Genomic DNA, 19479 nt, shown 5'->3' with positions numbered 1-19479 from the left:
ATTTACTCGCTTTGCTCGTTTCTTTTTGAACCATGTAGAGAGTTAAGAGTAGTTAAGTTTGTGATGTTGACACAAATTTTACGAATTGGCACGAAATGGTTTGGTTGATTTCATGGATGTACTCGCTTTGCTCGTTGTTTTTTGCCACGGATTGTACAGATTTTACGGATTTACTCGCTTTGCTCGTTTCTTTTTGAACCATGTAGAGAGTTAGGAGTAGTTAAGTTTGTGATTTTGACACAAATTTCACGAATTGGCACGAAATGGTTTGGTTGATTTCATGGATGTACTCGCTTTGCTCGTTGGTTTTTGCCACGGATTGTACAGATTTTACGGATTTACTCGCTTTGCTCGTTTCTTTTTGTACCATGTAGAGAGTTAAGAGTAGTTAAGTTTGTGGTGTTGATACAAATTTTACGAATTGGCACGAAATGGTTTGGTTGATTTCATGGATGTATTCGCTTTGCTCGTGGTTTTTTTGCCACGGATTATACAGATTTTACGGATTTACTCGCTTTGCTCGTTTCTTTTTGAACCATATAGAGAGTTAAGGAAATTAAGGTTATTTTTTGCTGCGGATTGAGTGGATTTATGCATTTTTTCTTTAATGAAATTGCTTTTGATTTTTTGTGATGTTGCTTTCATCGATTTTTTTGAAAAATTATTGGTACTATCAATTTAAAGAGTACCTTTGTTACTCGCTTAATCGTTTTCCCGATGCTAGAGAACATCATTACTTCTAAAACAAGGTTGCGTTTGTTGGTAAAGTTTTTTATAAACGTTGCTAATGAGGGTTATCTTAGAGGTTTGGCATCCGAAATGCGTGAGTCTACTAATGCTATCCGAAAGGAGTTGAATAACCTTACGGATGCTGGTTATTTGATTAGAACTGAAGCCCATCAGAAGATTACCTATAAGGCGAATCAACACAATCCCTTTTTTATTTTATTGCAAAAAATAGTTCGAAAATATATCGGGCTTGATACTATTGTTGAAATGGTATTGGAAAAAATGGGAACGGTTAGTCGTGTTTTTCTTATCGGTGATTATGTTAATGGTATTGATAGCGGTAAGATTGAAGTAGTTTTGGAAGGGAACGATTTAAATGAACAGTACATTTCACATTTGTCTGATAGATTGCAACAGGAAATCCAGCGCGAAGTTGTGTTTTACCTGACGAATCAGCACGATGAAAGTGGATTGTTAGTTTTTGAACAAGACCAAAAGTAATTTTTTAGAGCTTGTTTTTTTGTTTTGTTGGTTGCACTACTGTGACTGACCAAGCGAAGCCGTGGAAAAAAAAGACCTTTTTTTTATCAATGAAAGAAATAAAATTTTTAGATCTCCAAAAAATCAACGCACAGTATGCTGATGAACTGAAACATGTTATGGCAAATGTCATTGATTCTGGTTGGTATTTAAAAGGCGAAAAGACCGCAACTTTTGAGTGCAACTTAGCGCATTATATCCAATGCAAGCATGTGGTTGGAGTTGCTAACGGTTTAGACGCTTTACGATTAATTTTTAAAGCTTATATCAATATGAATGTTATGGCAGTTGGAGACGAAGTTATTGTTCCTGCCAATACTTATATTGCTTCGGTTTTAGCGGTTACTGATAATCATTTGAAACCTATTTTGGTTGAGCCAACAATTGATAGCTTCAATTTGGATATTGATAAAATAGAACAAGCCATTACTGAAAAAACAAAAGCGATACTCGTTGTTCATCTTTATGGACAAGTTTGTTGGAGTGAAAAATTGGTTTCTCTTGCCCAAAAATACAATCTAAAAATTATTGAAGATAATGCACAAGCTATTGGTGCTGAATGGAAAGGCGTTAAAACAGGGAATCTTGGCGATGCTGCGGGTTTTAGTTTTTATCCAACCAAGAATTTAGGTGCCATGGGCGATGCTGGAGCTGTTACTACTAATGATGATGAATTAGCAGAGCAAGTTCGAGTTTTGGGAAATTATGGCAGTAAAACAAAATATGTTAATGAATATCAAGGGTTAAATAGTCGATTAGATGAAATTCAAGCCACAATTTTGGATGTGAAATTGAAATATCTTGATGCTGAAAACGAGTATCGCAGAACTATCGCAGAACGTTATTTAGCTGAAATTAAAAACCCAAATATTCTTTTACCACTTCCAGTTTCTAAAGAATTAACGGTTTTAAAAAATAAAGAACATGTTTGGCATTTGTTTGTGGTTCGTTGCAAAAAGCGTGATGTATTACAAAATTATTTAACCGAAAAAAGAATAGAAACCTTAATTCATTATCCAATTCCACCGAATAAACAATTGGCTTATGCCGAAATGAATTACCTTGATTTTCCAATTACCAATGTTATTCACGAAGAAGTCTTGAGTTTGCCTATTAGTTCAGTAATGACTAATAAAGAAGTATTACGAGTGATTGAAATGGTGAATTTGTTTAAATCAGTTCAATAGCAAAACTTGTGCTATCAGGGTTCGCAACTCGATAATTTATATGTAAAAAAATACTTGGTTTAATAAAAAAAGAGCTTATGAAAGTTTAAAAAAAACGAGATAAAGGAATGTTTGGAGGAAAAACAGATAGTAAGAATAATTTTTAAGACAAGTATATATTTATAGAATAATGCAGCTGAAAAAAGAAGCTTTTTCGGGAATGGTTTGGGTATTCATCGATTACTTTTTAGTAAAAGATGTTTCTTTTGTAGGCTCAATTATTTTAGATCACTTATTAATGCCAAGTGATTTTGGAATTATGTATGAACAAAGGCTATCGCAAAAAATAAAAAATGTTTCTAAAAAAATAAAATGATAAAAACAAAACATTTAATCATTTTCGGAACAAGACCTGAAGCAATAAAAATGGCTCCATTGGTGAAGGAATTTAAAAAATATAAAGAATTTCAAACCAAAGTTTGTGTAACAGCACAACACCGTGAAATGCTTGACCAAGTATTGGAGTTTTTTGATATTAAACCAGACTTTGATTTGAATTTAATGAAACCTAATCAGAGTCTTTACACGCTCACAGCGGATATTATAGTTGAAATGAAATCTGTTTTGGAAGAATTTCATCCTGATTATGTATATGTTCACGGAGATACAACGACTACGATGGCAGCAAGTATTGCAGCATTTTATTCTGGAGCTAAAGTGTGTCATGTGGAAGCAGGTTTAAGAACGAATAATAAGCACTCTCCATTTCCAGAAGAGATAAACCGTCAGGTAGCAGGACGTATTGCAGACTATCATTTTACACCTACTATTCAGTCAAAAGAAAATTTATTGAAAGAAAATGTAGATGCAAATACTATTCTAGTTACAGGTAATACCGTTATTGACGCATTGTTAGATAGTACAGAGAGAGTAAAACATCTAAAAAGCATAGAAATTCAGCAGTTGAAAGAGATTGTGGATTCTGATAAGAAACTTATTCTTGTTACAGGACATAGAAGAGAAAATCACGGTCAAGGGTTTATTAATATTTGTGAAGCATTGAAAGAGATTGCACTTTCTCATTCTGATGTACAAATTATTTATCCTGTTCATCTCAATCCTAATGTGCAGAAGCCAGTACGTGAGATTCTTTCAGGAATAGGAAATATTAATCTAATCGCACCATTGGCTTATCCTGCGTTCGTGTGGTTGATGAATGAATCTTATATAATCATTACAGATTCAGGAGGAGTTCAGGAAGAAGCACCAAGTTTAGGTAAACCCGTTTTGGTTATGAGAGATACAACGGAAAGACCTGAAGCAGTAGAGGCAGGAACTGTTATTTTGGTAAGCACGGACAAAGAAAAAATTGTTTCAGAAGCTAATAGTTTATTAGTAGATACTGACAAATATCAATTAATGAGTGAATTACACAATCCCTATGGAGATGGGAAAGCTTGTGATAGGATTTTGAAATTTATACTAAAATTAAATGAGTAAATTGATAGATAAATTTAAAAATATATCCGATATCAATAAAAATATTATAAATTCTGGTTTTTGGATTTTATTAGGTTCTTTTTTATCAAATATTCTATTATTGATAGCAACAGTTTTAATTACTGACTTTGTACCTAAACAGGTTTATGGTGAATTTGGAATTATAAAATCAACCATCAATATGTTTTCAGTTTTTGCAGGATTGGGATTGGGACTGACTGCAACAAAATATATAGCACAATATAAAAATGAAGATAAACAAAAAACATCAAGAATTATAGGTCTTTCTAATGTTTTTTCTGTTTTAATAAGTGTTTTTGTTTTGATTATCTTTTTAGTTTTTTCAAAATCATTGTCATATCAAATAAATGCACCACATTTGGATTATGAACTTAAAATAGCAGGTATATTACTTTTTTTTACAGCCCTTAATGGTGTACAGAAAGGTATTTTATCAGGCTTTGAAAAATTTAAGATTATAGCAATAAATAGTATTATAGCATCAGTTATTTCTTTATTTTGCCAAATTATTGGAGCGAAGATTTATGGTTTAGATGGTATAATTATAGGGTTTGGAGTTAATTTTTTTATTTTATATATTTTAAATTACTTTTCAATTAACAAAATTACCAATAAAGAGTATCAATTTCGTATTTTTAGTAAACAAAATTTTAAAGAAATAAATATTATATGGAAGTTTAGTATTCCTGCGGTTCTTTCAGGATTGATGGTTAGTCCTGTTACTTGGTTGACTAATAAATTTCTAGTTAGTTTGCCCAAAGGTTATGAACAAATGGCAATATTTGATATTGCAATGCAGTGGAGAACTACGGTATTATTTATACCTGTTGCACTATGCCAAATAGCCTTACCTATGTTAGCTACTGCGAAAAATGAAAATTATTTTCAAATTTTAAAGAAAAACATTTTACTTAATTTTGTTGTAGCATTTATAATCGTAATGATAGTTATTGCTTTTATCCCCTTTATATTAAGTTTTTATGGAGATGAATATAGGAATGCAGTTTTGCCAATGACTATAATGCTTGTGACAACTATTTTAATTGCTATTAATAATGTTGTAGGACAAGCAATAGCAAGTTTAGACAAAATGTGGTTGGGGTTTATATTTAATATGTTATGGGGTGTAATAATTCTATTGTTATCTTATTATTATCTTATTTTGCGTAAGGAAGGGGTTATTGGACTATGTTACTCATATTTAATTTCATATATATCTCATACAATTATCCAATATAGTTATCTTGTATGGATTATGAAATTCAAAAAAAATAAACTTAATTTATTAACTTAAATCTACCATATAATGAAAAAAAACATTCTGATAATTTCATATTCGTACCCTCCTTTAAATGTCCCTGCTGCTCAAAGACCTTATGCTCTTGCAAAATATTTAGATAAATCAAAGTATAATATAACTGTTATTACCTGTAAGAATCCTATGTCGTATCTTGGATTTAATAAATGTTTTAATCCAACTTTGGATAATGTTTCTGTAATCAAAATTAATAGCTATATCGGAAGTAGTAAAAAAAATGTAAGTAATAATAGTGTTAATATCAAAAAAGGAAGCTTTATGGCTAGTATCAAAAAAAGTATTTTTGATTTTGCTCAAAAGCTAGTGTTTCCTGATAGAGGGATGTTTTGGTATCCAAAAGTAAAAGGCTACTTAAAAAAGAATAAAGAATTACTTAAGCACACTGATGTAGTACTCTCTCTTTCTCCAATGATTAATAATCATCGTATAGCACGCTATGTTAAAAGACGTAGTGATAGGATTAAATGGATTGCTGATTTTAGTGATTTTTATTATGTTGATGGATGGGTAAATAAAACAGGGATAAAAGCATTTTTACATAAGCGACTTGAATATTCGATTATTAAGGAAGCTACAAGTATAAGTTTTGTAACTAAAACTATGCAAAAAGCATATCAGAAATTCTATCCACAACACTGGGATAAGATGCATTGTAGTTATAATGGTTTTGACAGGTCTGATTTCATTGACAGTCCCAAGTATTCAGATAATGATAAATTGACTTTTTTTTATGCGGGAACTTTTTATAACGGATTACGGTCGCCTTTGCCCTTAATGCAACTTTTGGATAAAGCATTTGAGGATAATCTACTTACTAAAGACGAAGTGCAGATACAAATTGCAGGAAATATTGATGAAGAACAAAAACAGGTAATGAGGGATTATAAATCGTATTGTTGTGTTGATTTTTTAGGAAATCTCCCAAGAACGGAAGTATTGCAGTATATGTGTAAAACCACTTTTTTATGGCTGATTGTTGCTAATATTAAATCGCATTATCAGACCATTCCTATCAAATTATTTGAGTATATTGCAGCAAAACGACCAATCGTTAATTTTGCCCCAATAATTTCGGAATCATCGCAGATTATTCAGGAAAAGAATTTAGGATATAATTTTAATACCTTGGATTTTAACGTAGAAGAAAGTTATGCTATTTTTAAAGATTTACTTTTGAAATATAAACAAAGGGGTTTTAATCAACTTATGCCTAATGAAAATTTAGAATCCTTTACTTGGGAGTACCAAATTAGGTTGTTGGAAGAAATAATATAAAAGAATGAATAAAAAAATCGCAGGATCTGGATTTCCTCTTTTTTTTCTCTTGCCAATAGCAGGATTTTTAACTTCGTTATTTGATATTAAATCAAAAACGAGTGCTTTTGTATATGTTGCTTTTGCGACGTTGTTTGGCTATGCGATTTCATTTTCTGACTCTTCGGCAGATTCGTATCGTTATGCAGAGGCTTTTGCCCGATTCGACAATACGTTGGATTATGATACAATTGTAAAGATGTATCGAAATGGAGAATTGAGAGACACATACCAATTACTACTTTTTTATTTTACATCTATTTTTTCTGACAATCCGAAAGTAATGTATGCTTTTGCAGGACTGGTCTATGGTGTTTTCAGTTATCTCAACTTACGTATTTTTGTAAAAGAACAGGGAAACAAATGGGATAAATATACTTTTGTGTTAGCATTGGTTTTCTTTACATATATTTCTTTAGCAAATATCAATGGTTTTCGCTTTTGGACAGGAGCATTAGTCTTGTTTTATGCTGTTTACAACTGTATAATTCTAAAGAAAACAAGGTGGATTATAGGGATAATGGTTGCTCCTTTGTTTCATTATGGTTTTATGCTTATTATGCCAGTTTTGATATTATATAGATTTGTACACCCTATGTTATATAATAGTAAAAGAGTGAATCCGATATTACTATATATGTTTATTATAGCATTTGGATTTTCTTGGGTTTTAAAAACTAATTCTATTAATTTAACTTTTCTGACATCTTATATGTTATCAGGAGAAGTAGTCGAAAGAATCGATTATGTTAACAGTGAAGAAATAGCTAATTTAGTAGAAGGTAGAAAAGAAACTTCTTTATTTTTGAATGTACAGCAGTATTTTGACTATGGAATCAAAATCTATGTTTTTGTGGCTGTTTTGTTTTTGAATAGATTGATTAAAAGAATGAAAGGAGACAAAACAATATATACCAATCTTTTTGCTTTTGTATTATTTTTTTATGCTTTTGCGTTTTTAGCATCATCAGTTCCTTCAGGAAGTCGTTTCTTTGATATAGCCCATTTGTTTTTATTTGTGCTTTTGGTGAAATTTTATGCAATTTATAAAACAAAAAGTTATCAAAACTTAATCTTATGGTCATTACCTGTATTTGCTTTTAATATTGCTTTTATTAATGGTATGTTGCCTTTAATGATTTTAACCCCCACTTTTTGGTATGGAAATGTATTCTGGATTATTATAGAGGGAATTGATTTTTATGTGTAATTTATTTAGTATTAGGTTATGAAAATACTTATAGCGGGAGATTATTGTCCTATTGGCAGAACGGATAAATATTTGCAAGAAGAGAAATATGATGAACTTTTTAATGGGTTTGAAAAAGTAATTCAAAAATGTGATTTTTCAATTATTAATTTTGAGTGTCCAATAACAAAATCTGAAATAAAGATTGATAAAACCGGACCTTGTATAAAAACTGAAAACCTAAATTCATTAAAAGCATTACAGTTTGCAGGATTTAATTTATTGACACTTGCGAATAACCACATTCAGGACTATTCAGGACAGGGTGTTGTGGATACGATTGAGGTTGCTAAAAAAAATGGATTTGATGTAGTAGGTGCAGGTAAAAATAGTGTTGAGGCATCTAAACCTTTTGTAACAGAAATTCAAGGAATAAAAATTGGTTTTATCAATATTGCTGAAAATGAATTTTGTGCAGCTACAGATACTATGCCAGGAGCAAATACGTTTGATTTTATAGAGAATACTAGAGTTATAAAGGAACTAAAGAGTAAAGTAAATAAAATTATACTAATATATCACGGAGGTAGAGAACATTACCAATTACCCACTCCGGAACAAAGAAAACGATTCCGATATTTTATAGACAGCGGTGTTGATGCTATTGTTGCTCATCATACACATTGTGTTAGTGGTTTTGAATATCATAATAAAAAACCGATTATTTATAGTTTGGGGAATTTTATTTTTGATTATAAAAAGAAATATCAAAAGGGAATATGGACAGAAGGAATGAGTGTAATATTATCTTTAAATAATAAAGATGATAATTTTACCATAGAATTAATTCCTCATTTACAAGGTCGTGAAAATAACAGTGCATTTGTTTTATTAGAAAATAAAGAAAAAGAAGATTTTTTAGAAAAAGTTAATAATTTAAGTGATAAAATAGTAAATGATAAAGTTTTTTTTGAGGAGTGGAAAAAATATATTAAAACCCAAGAAAGATTTTATTTGCCGAGTTTGTATATTAAAAATTTCCTGTTGAGAGCTTTATTTATGAAAGGAATATTACCTGTTTATTTGCTTAAAAGTAAGCATAATATATTAGCCCTTAATCTTACAAGATGCGAAGCACATAGTGAAATTCTAAAAAAGATATTAGAGAAATGAGAATAGCAATTCTGTTTGATAAAAATGAAAAGTTACATTCAACCAATTGGAGTTTAGCTTGGGTAGAATATTGCAAAGAAAATAATTTCAGCTATGAAATAATAAATCCTTATAGAATAGAAGTTATTAAGGAATTGTTAGATTTTGATATTATTTTGTGGCATTATAGTAACTATTCTTTTAAGGATATGCTGATGGCAAAAAATATTTTGTTTACGCTGGAAGAACAAGGCAAAAAAGTCTTTCCTTCTTTCAAAGATGCCTGGCATTTTGATGATAAATTGGCAGAAACTTATCTTTTGGAAAGTATAAAAGCACCAATTCCTAAATCATTTTACTATTATGATATGTTAAGTTTAGAAACGGACATTAAAACTAATAATTTATCTTTTCCAATCATTGCAAAATTGAGAAATGGTTCGGGTTCTCATAATGTAAAAATGATAAAATCAAAAGAGGAGCTTTTATCGTATGCCAAGAAAATGTTTACATCGGGAATTAGCAGTGCACCAAGTTTATTATATAAAGCCTCCTCTAATATTAAATCTTCCAAAAGTTTAAAAACATTAATAAATCGTGCAAAAAGAATTCCTGAATTTTTAAGGTCATTATCAAATGCAAAGAAATTCAATATTGAGAGAGGTTATGTCTATTTACAGGAATTTATACCGAATGAAGGATATGATTTAAAAGTTGTTGTTGTGGGAGATAAATTATCATTCATAGGGAGAAATATTCGTGAAGGAGAATTCAGAGCATCTGGAGGAGGAGATTTGTTTTATGATAGAAATAAAGTAACTAAAGATATAATTGATTCAGCATTTAAAACTTCTGATGATTTAGGTTTTTTATGTATGGGATATGATTATGTGGTGAACTTAAAAACGGAAAAAAGTATAATTATTGAGATAAGTTATGGTTTTTCTCATCAAGCACTTTTAGATGCTAATGGATATTTTGACAGAAATGGTAAATGGTATGATGAACCGATGAATGTTCCTTATGAGATACTAAAAAGTATGTTGGATGAATCCTATTAAACCAAAACTCATTCGTATTACAACCGTTCCAATGTCGCTTAAGATTTTACTAAAGGGACAGCATCGTTTTATGTCTGAAAATGGTTTTGAAGTTATTGGTGTTTCTTCGAGTGGACAGGAACTGCAAGATGTTGAACAAGAAGAAAATATCCGAACTATATCAGTCGAAATGACAAGAACTATTTCTCTTGTTAAAGATTTAATTACACTTTGGAATTTTTATAATTTATGTAAAAGAGAAAAGCCATTAATTGTGCATTCACATACCCCTAAAGCTGGAATTATTGGAATGTTAGGAGCTAAATTAGCTAAAGTACCCATTCGTTTGCATACGGTAGCGGGTTTGCCTTTGATGGAAGCAAAAGGGATTAAACGAGTAATATTAGATTTTGTAGAAAAAAAAACATATAGTTATGCTACTAAAGTTTATCCAAACTCTAAAGGATTATTCGATTTTATTATAGAGAATAGATATACATCAGAAGAGAAATTGAAAATTATTGGAAATGGATCTTCCAACGGAATAAATACTAATTACTTTTCTCTTTCTAAAATTACTGATGAGCAAAAAAAACAATTACGAATAGACTTAAATATAGCCGAAATTGATTTTGTTTTTGTTTTTGTTGGAAGATTAGTAAGAGATAAAGGTATCAACGAATTAGTTTCAGCATTTTCTATACTTCAAACTCTAAATAATAAGTTATTGCTAGTAGGTTCTCAAGAATCTGATTTAGATCCGTTATTGCCAAATACATTGGAGGAAATAAAATCCAATGCAAATATTATTTCTGTTGGTTTTCAAAACGATGTTCGTCCTTATTTAGCAATTAGTAATTGTTTGGTTTTTCCTAGTTATAGAGAAGGTTTTCCTAACGTAGTCATGCAAGCTGGGGCTATGGAGTTGCCAAGTATTGTTTCAGATATTAATGGATGTAATGAGATTATTGTTCAAAACGAAAATGGGATCATAATTCCAGTTAAGGATGAAGATAGTTTAAAATTGGCTATGATTAAGCTAAAAGAAGATGAAGTTTTGTATGAAAAACTGAAACAAAATTCTCGATCAATGATTGTTAGTCGCTATGAGCAATCAGTTGTTTGGAATGCTTTGTTAAATGAATACAATACATTGTTAAAAGAGAAAGGATATAATGTATAAATCCATTATCAAACCTATACTAGATTTCGTTCTAGCATTAATCGGCTTTTTAATTGTAAGTCCGATATTCCTTATCATAACCATTTGCTTATTTTTTGCCAATCAAGGAAAACCATTTTTTATTCAAAAACGACCAGGTAAAAATGGCAAAATATTTAGTATTGTTAAGTTTAAAACGATGAATGATAAAAAGGACGACAATGGACAGTTGTTACCTGATGCAGAACGATTAACTGCCGTAGGAAGTTTTGTTAGAAAAACTTCTTTGGACGAAATTCCACAACTTCTGAATGTTATTAAAGGCGATATGTCGCTCATTGGACCACGACCATTATTGACACATTATTTGCATTTGTATAATGATTTTCAAAATCGTCGCCACGAAGTAAAACCAGGCATTACGGGTTGGGCACAGGTTAATGGCAGAAATGCTATTTCATGGGATAAAAAATTTGAATATGATGTTTGGTATGTGGATAATATTAGTTTTGGGCTTGATTGTAAAATTTTACTAAAAACCATTCAAAAAGTAGTGAAAAGTGAAGGAATAAATGCAGCAAATGCAGCAACAATTGAACCGTTTAATGGAGAATAAATTAGGATTATGAAGAAAAACATTGTAATTATTGGAGCGGGAGGCTTTGGTCGTGAAGTGAAAACTATTATAGATGCAATAAATAGAGAAAAAGAGACGTATGTTTTTTTAGGTTATTATGATGATGGAATTGAAAAGGGTACGAAGATTAACAATTTTTCTGTTTTAGGTAACTTGTCGGATTTGAATGCTATTAATGAAAAAGTTTCAGTGCTTATAGGGATTGGCGATCCTATTACAAAAAGTAAAATTATTAGTTTTTTGTCAAATGATAACTTAGATTTTCCAACTCTTATTCATCCTTCAGTTCAAATTTCAGATGATGATGTAACAATTTCAAATGGATGTATAATTTGTGCTGGTACAATTATTACTTGTAATATAAGAATAGGAAGTTTTGTTACTTTGAACTTAATGTGTACTGTTGGTCATGATACAATAATTGATGATTTTTCTTCATTTATGCCTTCGGTAAATATTTCTGGCGAAGTCCATATTTATGAAAAAGTTTATGTTGGTACAGGTGCAAAAATCATTAATCAATTAACCATTGGAACTTCAACAATTGTAGGGGCTGGAGCAGTAGTTTCTAAAAGTTTACCAGAATATTGTACAGCAGTCGGTATTCCTGCAAAACCAATTAAATTTCACAATTAATGACTAAACCAAAAATATGGCTTTCCTCACCACATATGGGTGGAAACGAACAACAGTTTGTTAACGAAGCGTTTGATACCAATTGGGTTGCGCCACTTGGTCCCAACGTTACTGGATTTGAAAACGATTTAGAAACTTTTTTAGGGAATACTTCTCATGTAGCTGCTTTGAGTTCGGGAACGGCAGCCATTCATTTGGGATTGGTTTTGTTGGATATTAAACCCAACGATGTAGTTATTTGCCAGAGTTTTACTTTTTCGGCTTCAGCAAATCCTATTCGCTATGTAGGTGCGATTCCTGTTTTTGTAGATAGCGAACCTGAAACTTGGAATATTTGTCCGATTGCTTTGGAAGAAGCTATTCTAGGGCAACTAAAAAAAGGCACTAAACCGAAAGCTATTATTGCGGTACATTTATATGGCATGCCTTTTAAAGTAAATGAAATCAGGACAATTGCCAATAAATATCAAATCCCAATTCTAGAAGATAGTGCGGAAGCTTTGGGAAGTACGTATAATGGTCAAAAATGTGGTACGTTTGGTGATATCGGTATTTTATCGTTCAATGGAAATAAAATAATAACCACTTCTGGTGGTGGCGCTTTGGTAACCAATTCTAAAGAAATAAAAGAAAAAACCGTTTTTTTAGCCACACAAGCTAGAGATAATGCACCTCATTATCAGCATTCTGAAATAGGTTATAATTACCGATTGAGTAATATTTCTGCAGGCATTGGTCGTGGGCAAATGCAGGTTTTAGAACAGCATATTGGTTATAGAAGAGCAATGCACCAATTTTATTTGGATTATTTTGAAACAATTGAAGGTGTTAGCGTTTTTCATGAACCAAATGATAGTGTCTATTCTAACCATTGGTTGTCTTGTATTGTTTTGGATGCTACTGTCTTAGGTAAAACAGCAGAAGATTTGCGATTGGCATTGGAAGCAGAGAACATTGAGTCTCGACCGCTATGGAAACCCATGCATTTGCAACCTGTGTTTGAAAAATATGACTACTATGGCGGAACAGTTTCTGAGCATCTTTTTAAAAATGGACTATGTTTGCCATCAGGTTCTAACTTAGTAAATTCTGACAGAGAGCGAATTTTAGCCGTTTTTAATCGATTTTTTGGTTAATAATACTTTTGGTGTTAAAAATATCTTAATTTTGAACCTCATAAAAATAGTATATGAGTAAGAATACTACCCCAAAACTTAGAGCCACTTTTTTTAACAATAAATTCCAAAATATAGGCTATTTACCTCGTTGGATTATTTTTACTATTGATGTAACTCTAGTAGCTATTTCGGTGGCGGTGACTTATTTTATTGTTAATAATTTATCGCACAATGCTTTTTTTGAAAAGCCAATCAGTGCGTTGCTGATTTTGTTTATTCATGGATTGAGTTTTATCTTTTTTAGAACCTATGCCGGAATTATTAGACATTCTACTTTTATTGACGGCGTAAAATTATTGATAGCAACGACTTGTTCTTATGCCACTTTATTTTTAGCCAATTATTTTTTTGCTTTTGTATTTGAAACGAAACTTTTGTTTTTATCCACAGGATTGTTTATCAATTACATCATTTCTTTTGTATCCCTATTTTTGTTTCGAATATTAGTAAAAAATTTATTTGAAATTTACATCCAAAAAAGTGATAGCAGTAAGTTAATAAAAGCGGTAATTTATGGTGCCGATGCTAATGCTATTTCGGTTGCTAATGCATTGAAAACCGAAAAACCATCCCGATTCAAACTGGTAGCTTTCTTGGATAAATTCAATCGCGTTAAAGCTTCCAAAAGTATACTCGATTTACCTATAGTGAATCAAACTAAAAGCGTTCATGTTCTTTTGCGAAGCCTTGGAGCAGAAGCCTTGATTATAGCCGAAAAAAGTTTGACTAAAGAAGAAACTGTTGCTCTAGTTGAAGAATGTATCGAATATAATTTTAAAGTTTATACTGTTCCACTAATTACCGACTGGGAAGATCAAAAGCAAATATCCAATCAATTAAAGAATTTTGATATTGAAGATTTATTGGAACGAAAGCCAATTGTTTTAGATACCAAGACGATTTCCTATCAAATAAAAAATAAGACCGTTTTAATTACAGGCGGTGCAGGTTCTATAGGTAGTGAAATAGTTAGACAAATTATTAATTATGAACCGAGTCAGTTGGTGATTTTGGATCAAGCCGAAACACCTTTGCATAGTTTGAATTTGGAAATAGCGGCTATTTCAACAAATATTGATATTAAAACCGTTATCGCTGATATTAAGGATTATGCGGTTCTTGAAAAGGTTTTTCAAACCTTTCAACCTCATTTTGTGTATCATGCGGCAGCCTACAAACACGTTCCTTTGATGGAGGAAAATCCTGCGCAAGCTATATTTACCAATGTTGCTGGAACTAAAAATTTAGCCGATTTATCCAGTCAATATGGTGTAGAAAAATTTGTAATGGTTTCTACTGATAAAGCGGTAAATCCAAGTAGTGTAATGGGTGCCAGTAAACGAATTGCTGAAAAGTATGTGCAATCGTATATGCAACAAACGACCAATAAGACTAAGTTTATAACGACACGTTTTGGTAACGTTTTGGGTTCTAATGGTTCAATCGTTCCGTTGTTTACCAAGCAAATTCAAGAAGGTGGACCAATCACAATTACACATCCAGAGATTATCCGTTATTTTATGACTATTCCAGAAGCTTGTCAACTAGTTTTGGAAGCTGGTGCTATGGGTAATGGAGGTGAAATCTATATTTTTGATATGGGAAAACCAGTTAAAATTGTTGATTTAGCTAATAAAATGATCCGATTAGCAGGCTTTATACCTGATGTAGATATTAAGATTAAAATCATTGGTCTTCGTCCGGGCGAAAAGTTATATGAAGAATTATTAAATGATACAGGTAAAACCTTGCCAACTCATAATGAAAAAATCACGATTGGGCATGAACGAATTGGTAGTTTTGATACCATCAGTGCATTTGTGGAAGAATTATTGATTATTTCTAAATCGGCTAGTAATGAAGAGATTGTTGGTATGATGAAAAAAATTGTACCCGAATTTAAAAGTATGAATTCTGAGTTTGAAATTTTAGACACTCAAAGAATTCTTTAACCTTTGCAAATATACTCTATCTTTGCTCCAACTAAATTAAAATAAAGAATGCGTTATTCCTCAATTTTCAAAATAATACTCCTTTTTTCAATACTTATTATGCAATCTTGTGCATCCAGAAAATCGGTTGCTTATCTTCAAGATATTAATAGCAATACGAATTCTAGTACAACAGCTAGTTATGAACCTGTATTGAAAAATGATGATTTGTTGAGTATTATTGTTTCTGCCGATGATCCAGAGCTGACTTATATGTTTAATGTACCTAAAGTTCAGGGAAATTATAAGGTTACTGAAAACCAAGAAGGCACCAAAACCTATCTCATTGATAGTAACGGAGAAATTACATATCCCGTATTAGGAAAAATTAAATTAGCTGGATTAACCCGTACACAGGCAGTAGCTTTGCTTACCGATAAAGTGCGACCTTATATTGAGAAAAATCCAACGGTAAATTTGAGAATACTTAATTTTAAGTTTTCGGTTTTAGGAGAAGTTAAAAATCCAGGAAGTCATACTATTCCTAGTGAGCGAGTAACTTTATTGGAAGCTCTTGCTAATGCTGGCGATTTAACTATATATGGAAAGCGAGATAATATTTTAGTAATACGCGAAAAAGACGGAAACAAAATTTATAATAGAATAGATATAACGAAATCGGATTTTATTAATTCGGAATTTTACTATTTAACGCAAAACGATGTTGTAGTGGTTGAACCTAATAAAACCAGAGTAAATGCATCGGCTTTTGGACCAAATGTAACCGCAATAATATCAGCAACTTCGGTTATTATTTCATTAATCGTATTATTGACAAGATAAAATGCAAGAACAACATTCTTTTCAGCATCAATTGCAGGACGAAAGTATCCATTTAAGAGAACAGCTTGAAAAATACTTGAAGTATTGGAGATGGTTTGCGCTTTCGGTATTCATTGCATTACTCGTTGCGTTTATTTATTTGAGATATGCACAACCACAATATAGAGCAACGGCTACGATATTGGTAAAAGACGACAGAAAAGGTAGTTTATCGTCAGAAATGAGTGCTTTCAACGATTTAGGATTAATGAATGTTAAAAGCAATGTTGATAACGAAATAGAAGTAATAAAATCAAGAAGTATTGTAGAAGCTGCGGTTAGAAAACTGAATTTTAACGTTGCTTTTTATACAGAAGCACGAGTTAAAACAATAGAATTGTATGATAGCAAGCCTTTTGATATTTCATTTTTTGAAGTAAATAAAAATTTCTACGAAAAAAACAAAACCTATTTAATAGATAACAAAAAGGGAAACACTTTTGAACTCAAAACTTTTGATAATAAAAATATTGGAGTTTATAAATATGGTGAAACAATCCAATTGGCTGATGCCAAAATGGTTATTACCAAACGACCACAATTGCCCGAAAATAAATTTGACAACTATCCTGTTACGCTACAAATAAGAAGTGTAGAACAAGTTGCACAAAGCTATAAATCGAGAATATCTGTTGAACCAATAAGCAAGACTACAAGTGTTGTTACCTTAACTTTAACAGATGAAATTCCGCAAAAAGCTGCTGATTTTTTGAATGCTATGGTCGAAATATACAATCAAGATGCCATTGATGATAAAAACTTTATTTCTAAAAACACTCAGGAATTCATTGATGAACGATTAAAATATATTACCAAAGAATTGGGTGATGTTGAAAAAGCAGGAGAAAGTTTCCTGAAAGAGAATCGATTGACCAATATTGAAACCGATGCTCAAACGTTAGTTCAAAATTCAGTATCTTTTGAAAAAGAATTAATTCAAGCTGAGACACAAGTAAAAGTTGTAAATTCATTAATTGATTATTTGAATGATTCGCCCAAAGACGGTATTATTCCTAATAATATAGTACCAGCAATGGATAACCAAAACTCCAATGCTACAGCTACTTTAATTAATGAGTACAATAGTTTGATTAATCAAAGAAATAGAAATCTAAATAACGGAGGAACAGATAAAAATTTAACTATTATCAATTTGAATAACAAAATTGATGATATGCGAATTAGCATAAAGGAAAGTCTTAATCGCTTATTGGAATCCTTGAAAATTAAGAGAAATGATTTAAGAATTCAGGATAATTTAATTAACAGCAAAATTTCTAGTATTCCAAGCCAAGGAAGAGAATTCAAGATAATTGACAGACAACAAAAAATAAAAGAAGCCTTATATCTTTATTTGTTACAAAAGAGAGAAGAAGTTGGGATTACATTAGCAGTAACGGCACCAAATGCAAAGATTATAGATGCAGCAAGCGCATCAAAATTTCCAGTTTCTCCAAAAAGAAGCATAATATGGATTGCTGCTTTAATGGCAGGATTACTTATTCCGTTTTTAATCATCTTTATTCGTGATTTACTCGATACAAAAATTAAGAATAGAAAAGATGTAGAAGAAGTGGTGACTATTCCGTTTTTGGGTGATATTCCTGCTTCCGAAAGTAGTGATCAAATTATAGAAGTAGCAAGTAGATCGAGTTCTGCGGAAGCCGTTAGAATGATTCGAACGAATCTTGATTTTATACTAGGTAATGTGGCTGAAAATCAATGCAAAACTATTTTTGTAACATCTTCTATTCCAAAAGAAGGGAAAACTTTTATATCTATTAATTTGGCTGCAACTATTGCACTTACCGCTAAAAAAGTATTGATAATAGGGATGGATATTAGAAATCCAAAGTTGAATAATTATATTACTATACCAACTAACGGATTAACTAATTATTTAGCCAAAAATGATCAAGATATACATGATTACATCGTTAAAGTAGATAAATTTGATAATTTATATGCTTTACCATCGGGAGTTATTCCTCCGAATCCTGTTGAATTATTAAGTAGTAATAAAATCAATGAACTTTTCACCGCTTTGAAAAAAGAATACGATTATATTATTGTAGATACACCACCGGTTAGTTTAGTTACTGATACATTGCTTGTTGCGAAACATGCTGATGCCTTTGTATATGTCATTAGAGCGAACTATCTTGATAAACGAATGCTTGGTTTTATTGAGGATTTATACCAACAAAAGAAATTACCTAATTTATCGTTGATATTAAACGACACCGATTTGAAAAAATCATATGGTTACGCGTATGGTTATGGCTATGGCTATGGCGTGGAACCTGAGGTAAAAACGTTGAAAGAGAAACTATTCCGAAAAAAATAGATTTTTTTGAATAACACTTTCAAGTTGGGTTACATTTTTAACGTTAACTTTTCGAGAAAAAGCTTTAACATGATTTTGATGATGAATATCACTTCCAACAAAGTCATAGAAATCATTTTGTAAAAGTTTGTCGCTAATTAGGGCTGTTTTTTCTCCATAATAACCAACCGTTGCTAATAAGTTTAATTGAAATAAGCATCCCGAATTTTTTATCTTTTCGTACTCTTTAAAATCGTTGTGATAAAACAAATAACGTTCAGGATGTGCTAAAATAGGTTGGTAACCTGCTAATTGAATTTCAAATAAAATATCATATAATTGAATAGGCGGACTGAGATAGGACATTTCAATCAGAATATAATTGTCTTTAATAGTTAGTAATTTTTCGGAAGCAAGACGTTTTAAAAAAAACGAATCAATCATGTATTCAGCGGCAGCTTTAAAGTTAGTAGCTACAATCGTTTCTGAAACTAAATTTGATGTTTCAATATGTTTATCTCGAATAGAAGTTTCAGTATTGTTCCAAATATTTGTAATGATATGCGGCGTTGTAATAACGGTTTCAAAGCCCATTTCTTTCATTTGGGAAAGTAATGAAATCGTGTCATCAATCGTTTTTGCGCCATCATCAATTCCTGGTAGTACATGCGAATGAATATCAACAAATTGGTTTGGGATTAATTCTTTTAAAACGGGTTTCTGTTTAAATAACGATAGCATTTCATTAAAATAAGTAG

17 protein-coding genes are annotated in these 19479 nt (G+C 31.2%); 16 read left to right on the top strand and 1 reads right to left on the bottom strand.

Annotated elements, in window-relative coordinates; all coding sequences use genetic code 11:
- Positions 1–717: 717 nt before the first annotated feature.
- The 16 genes from G6042_RS08735 to G6042_RS08660 all read left to right on the top strand — a co-directional run bounded on the left by G6042_RS08735 (position 718) and on the right by G6042_RS08660 (position 18742).
- Positions 718–1230 (top strand): ArsR family transcriptional regulator, encoded by a 513-nt coding sequence (locus G6042_RS08735; RefSeq protein ID WP_169523954.1) that lies wholly within the window; start codon positions 718–720, stop codon positions 1228–1230.
- Positions 1231–1319: 89 nt separating this feature from the next.
- Positions 1320–2456: a DegT/DnrJ/EryC1/StrS family aminotransferase gene (locus G6042_RS08730; protein WP_169523952.1), complete on the top strand. Its 1137-nt coding sequence runs from the start codon at positions 1320–1322 to the stop codon at positions 2454–2456.
- Positions 2457–2625: 169 nt separating this feature from the next.
- Entirely contained in the window at positions 2626–2811 is a 186-nt protein-coding gene (locus G6042_RS08725) for a hypothetical protein (protein WP_169523950.1), read from the top strand.
- A complete protein-coding gene (gene wecB / locus G6042_RS08720; RefSeq protein ID WP_169523948.1) occupies positions 2808–3935 on the top strand; it encodes a non-hydrolyzing UDP-N-acetylglucosamine 2-epimerase in 1128 nt (375 codons plus the stop codon). The genes G6042_RS08725 and wecB overlap by 4 nt, the downstream gene beginning before the upstream one ends.
- Complete coding sequence (locus tag G6042_RS08715) at positions 3928–5250, top strand: oligosaccharide flippase family protein (protein ID WP_169523946.1); 1323 nt, start codon at positions 3928–3930, stop codon at positions 5248–5250. Before wecB ends, G6042_RS08715 begins: the two co-directional genes overlap by 8 nt.
- A gap of 12 nt (positions 5251–5262) precedes the next feature.
- Positions 5263–6549, top strand: coding sequence for a glycosyltransferase family protein (locus G6042_RS08710; RefSeq protein ID WP_169523944.1), 1287 nt, complete (start codon positions 5263–5265; stop codon positions 6547–6549).
- A 4-nt stretch (positions 6550–6553) separates the two neighbouring features.
- Complete coding sequence (locus G6042_RS08705) at positions 6554–7798, top strand: EpsG family protein (protein ID WP_169523941.1); 1245 nt, start codon at positions 6554–6556, stop codon at positions 7796–7798.
- An 18-nt stretch (positions 7799–7816) separates the two neighbouring features.
- The gene (locus G6042_RS08700; protein WP_169523939.1) at positions 7817–8950 is read left to right on the top strand and encodes a CapA family protein; all 1134 of its coding nucleotides are present in this window, start codon (positions 7817–7819) and stop codon (positions 8948–8950) included.
- On the top strand, positions 8947–9990 hold the full coding sequence (locus tag G6042_RS08695; RefSeq protein ID WP_169523937.1) for an ATP-grasp domain-containing protein: 1044 nt from the start codon (positions 8947–8949) through the stop codon (positions 9988–9990). The genes G6042_RS08700 and G6042_RS08695 overlap by 4 nt, the downstream gene beginning before the upstream one ends.
- Positions 9977–11152 (top strand): glycosyltransferase family 4 protein, encoded by a 1176-nt coding sequence (locus G6042_RS08690; protein ID WP_235933248.1) that lies wholly within the window; start codon positions 9977–9979, stop codon positions 11150–11152. The genes G6042_RS08695 and G6042_RS08690 overlap by 14 nt, the downstream gene beginning before the upstream one ends.
- Positions 11145–11747: a sugar transferase gene (locus tag G6042_RS08685; protein ID WP_169523934.1), complete on the top strand. Its 603-nt coding sequence runs from the start codon at positions 11145–11147 to the stop codon at positions 11745–11747. The genes G6042_RS08690 and G6042_RS08685 overlap by 8 nt, the downstream gene beginning before the upstream one ends.
- Positions 11748–11756: 9 nt before the next feature.
- Positions 11757–12404, top strand: coding sequence for an acetyltransferase (locus G6042_RS08680; RefSeq protein WP_169523932.1), 648 nt, complete (start codon positions 11757–11759; stop codon positions 12402–12404).
- The gene (locus G6042_RS08675; RefSeq protein ID WP_169523930.1) at positions 12404–13540 is read left to right on the top strand and encodes a DegT/DnrJ/EryC1/StrS family aminotransferase; all 1137 of its coding nucleotides are present in this window, start codon (positions 12404–12406) and stop codon (positions 13538–13540) included. The genes G6042_RS08680 and G6042_RS08675 overlap by 1 nt, the downstream gene beginning before the upstream one ends.
- Positions 13541–13593: 53 nt before the next feature.
- Positions 13594–15534, top strand: a complete 1941-nt coding sequence (locus G6042_RS08670) for a polysaccharide biosynthesis protein (protein WP_169523929.1) — start codon at positions 13594–13596, stop codon at positions 15532–15534.
- Positions 15535–15633: 99 nt separating this feature from the next.
- On the top strand, positions 15634–16356 hold the full coding sequence (locus G6042_RS08665; protein ID WP_235933247.1) for a polysaccharide biosynthesis/export family protein: 723 nt from the start codon (positions 15634–15636) through the stop codon (positions 16354–16356).
- Position 16357: 1 nt separating this feature from the next.
- Positions 16358–18742: a GumC family protein gene (locus G6042_RS08660; protein WP_169523926.1), complete on the top strand. Its 2385-nt coding sequence runs from the start codon at positions 16358–16360 to the stop codon at positions 18740–18742.
- On the opposite strand, the gene G6042_RS08655 is transcribed toward G6042_RS08660, so the two are convergent.
- A complete protein-coding gene (locus G6042_RS08655; protein ID WP_169523925.1) occupies positions 18725–19462 on the bottom strand; it encodes a tyrosine-protein phosphatase in 738 nt (245 codons plus the stop codon). The two genes, G6042_RS08660 and G6042_RS08655, sit on opposite strands and share 18 nt — an antisense overlap.
- Positions 19463–19479 lie beyond the last annotated feature (17 nt).

This window comes from Flavobacterium solisilvae (genome assembly GCF_012911605.1).
In the GTDB taxonomy this organism is placed as follows: Bacteria; Bacteroidota; Bacteroidia; order Flavobacteriales; family Flavobacteriaceae; genus Flavobacterium; species Flavobacterium solisilvae.
The sequence above is the reverse complement of the archived record's forward strand: the minus strand, read 5'-3'. Positions and strand labels throughout refer to the sequence as shown.

What these genes read in the sequence shown, in the direction of transcription:
- G6042_RS08735 (WP_169523954.1), top strand. Translation starts at nt 718, where the DNA reads ATGCTAGAGAACATCATTACTTCTAAAACAAGGTTGCGTTTGTTGGTA.
- G6042_RS08730 (WP_169523952.1), top strand. Translation starts at nt 1,320, where the DNA reads ATGAAAGAAATAAAATTTTTAGATCTCCAAAAAATCAACGCACAGTAT.
- G6042_RS08725 (WP_169523950.1), top strand. Translation starts at nt 2,626, where the DNA reads ATGCAGCTGAAAAAAGAAGCTTTTTCGGGAATGGTTTGGGTATTCATC.
- wecB (WP_169523948.1), top strand. Translation starts at nt 2,808, where the DNA reads ATGATAAAAACAAAACATTTAATCATTTTCGGAACAAGACCTGAAGCA.
- G6042_RS08715 (WP_169523946.1), top strand. Translation starts at nt 3,928, where the DNA reads ATGAGTAAATTGATAGATAAATTTAAAAATATATCCGATATCAATAAA.
- G6042_RS08710 (WP_169523944.1), top strand. Translation starts at nt 5,263, where the DNA reads ATGAAAAAAAACATTCTGATAATTTCATATTCGTACCCTCCTTTAAAT.
- G6042_RS08705 (WP_169523941.1), top strand. Translation starts at nt 6,554, where the DNA reads ATGAATAAAAAAATCGCAGGATCTGGATTTCCTCTTTTTTTTCTCTTG.
- G6042_RS08700 (WP_169523939.1), top strand. Translation starts at nt 7,817, where the DNA reads ATGAAAATACTTATAGCGGGAGATTATTGTCCTATTGGCAGAACGGAT.
- G6042_RS08695 (WP_169523937.1), top strand. Translation starts at nt 8,947, where the DNA reads ATGAGAATAGCAATTCTGTTTGATAAAAATGAAAAGTTACATTCAACC.
- G6042_RS08690 (WP_235933248.1), top strand. Translation starts at nt 9,977, where the DNA reads ATGAATCCTATTAAACCAAAACTCATTCGTATTACAACCGTTCCAATG.
- G6042_RS08685 (WP_169523934.1), top strand. Translation starts at nt 11,145, where the DNA reads ATGTATAAATCCATTATCAAACCTATACTAGATTTCGTTCTAGCATTA.
- G6042_RS08680 (WP_169523932.1), top strand. Translation starts at nt 11,757, where the DNA reads ATGAAGAAAAACATTGTAATTATTGGAGCGGGAGGCTTTGGTCGTGAA.
- G6042_RS08675 (WP_169523930.1), top strand. Translation starts at nt 12,404, where the DNA reads ATGACTAAACCAAAAATATGGCTTTCCTCACCACATATGGGTGGAAAC.
- G6042_RS08670 (WP_169523929.1), top strand. Translation starts at nt 13,594, where the DNA reads ATGAGTAAGAATACTACCCCAAAACTTAGAGCCACTTTTTTTAACAAT.
- G6042_RS08665 (WP_235933247.1), top strand. Translation starts at nt 15,634, where the DNA reads ATGCAATCTTGTGCATCCAGAAAATCGGTTGCTTATCTTCAAGATATT.
- G6042_RS08660 (WP_169523926.1), top strand. Translation starts at nt 16,358, where the DNA reads ATGCAAGAACAACATTCTTTTCAGCATCAATTGCAGGACGAAAGTATC.
- G6042_RS08655 (WP_169523925.1), bottom strand. Translation starts at nt 19,462, where the DNA reads ATGCTATCGTTATTTAAACAGAAACCCGTTTTAAAAGAATTAATCCCA.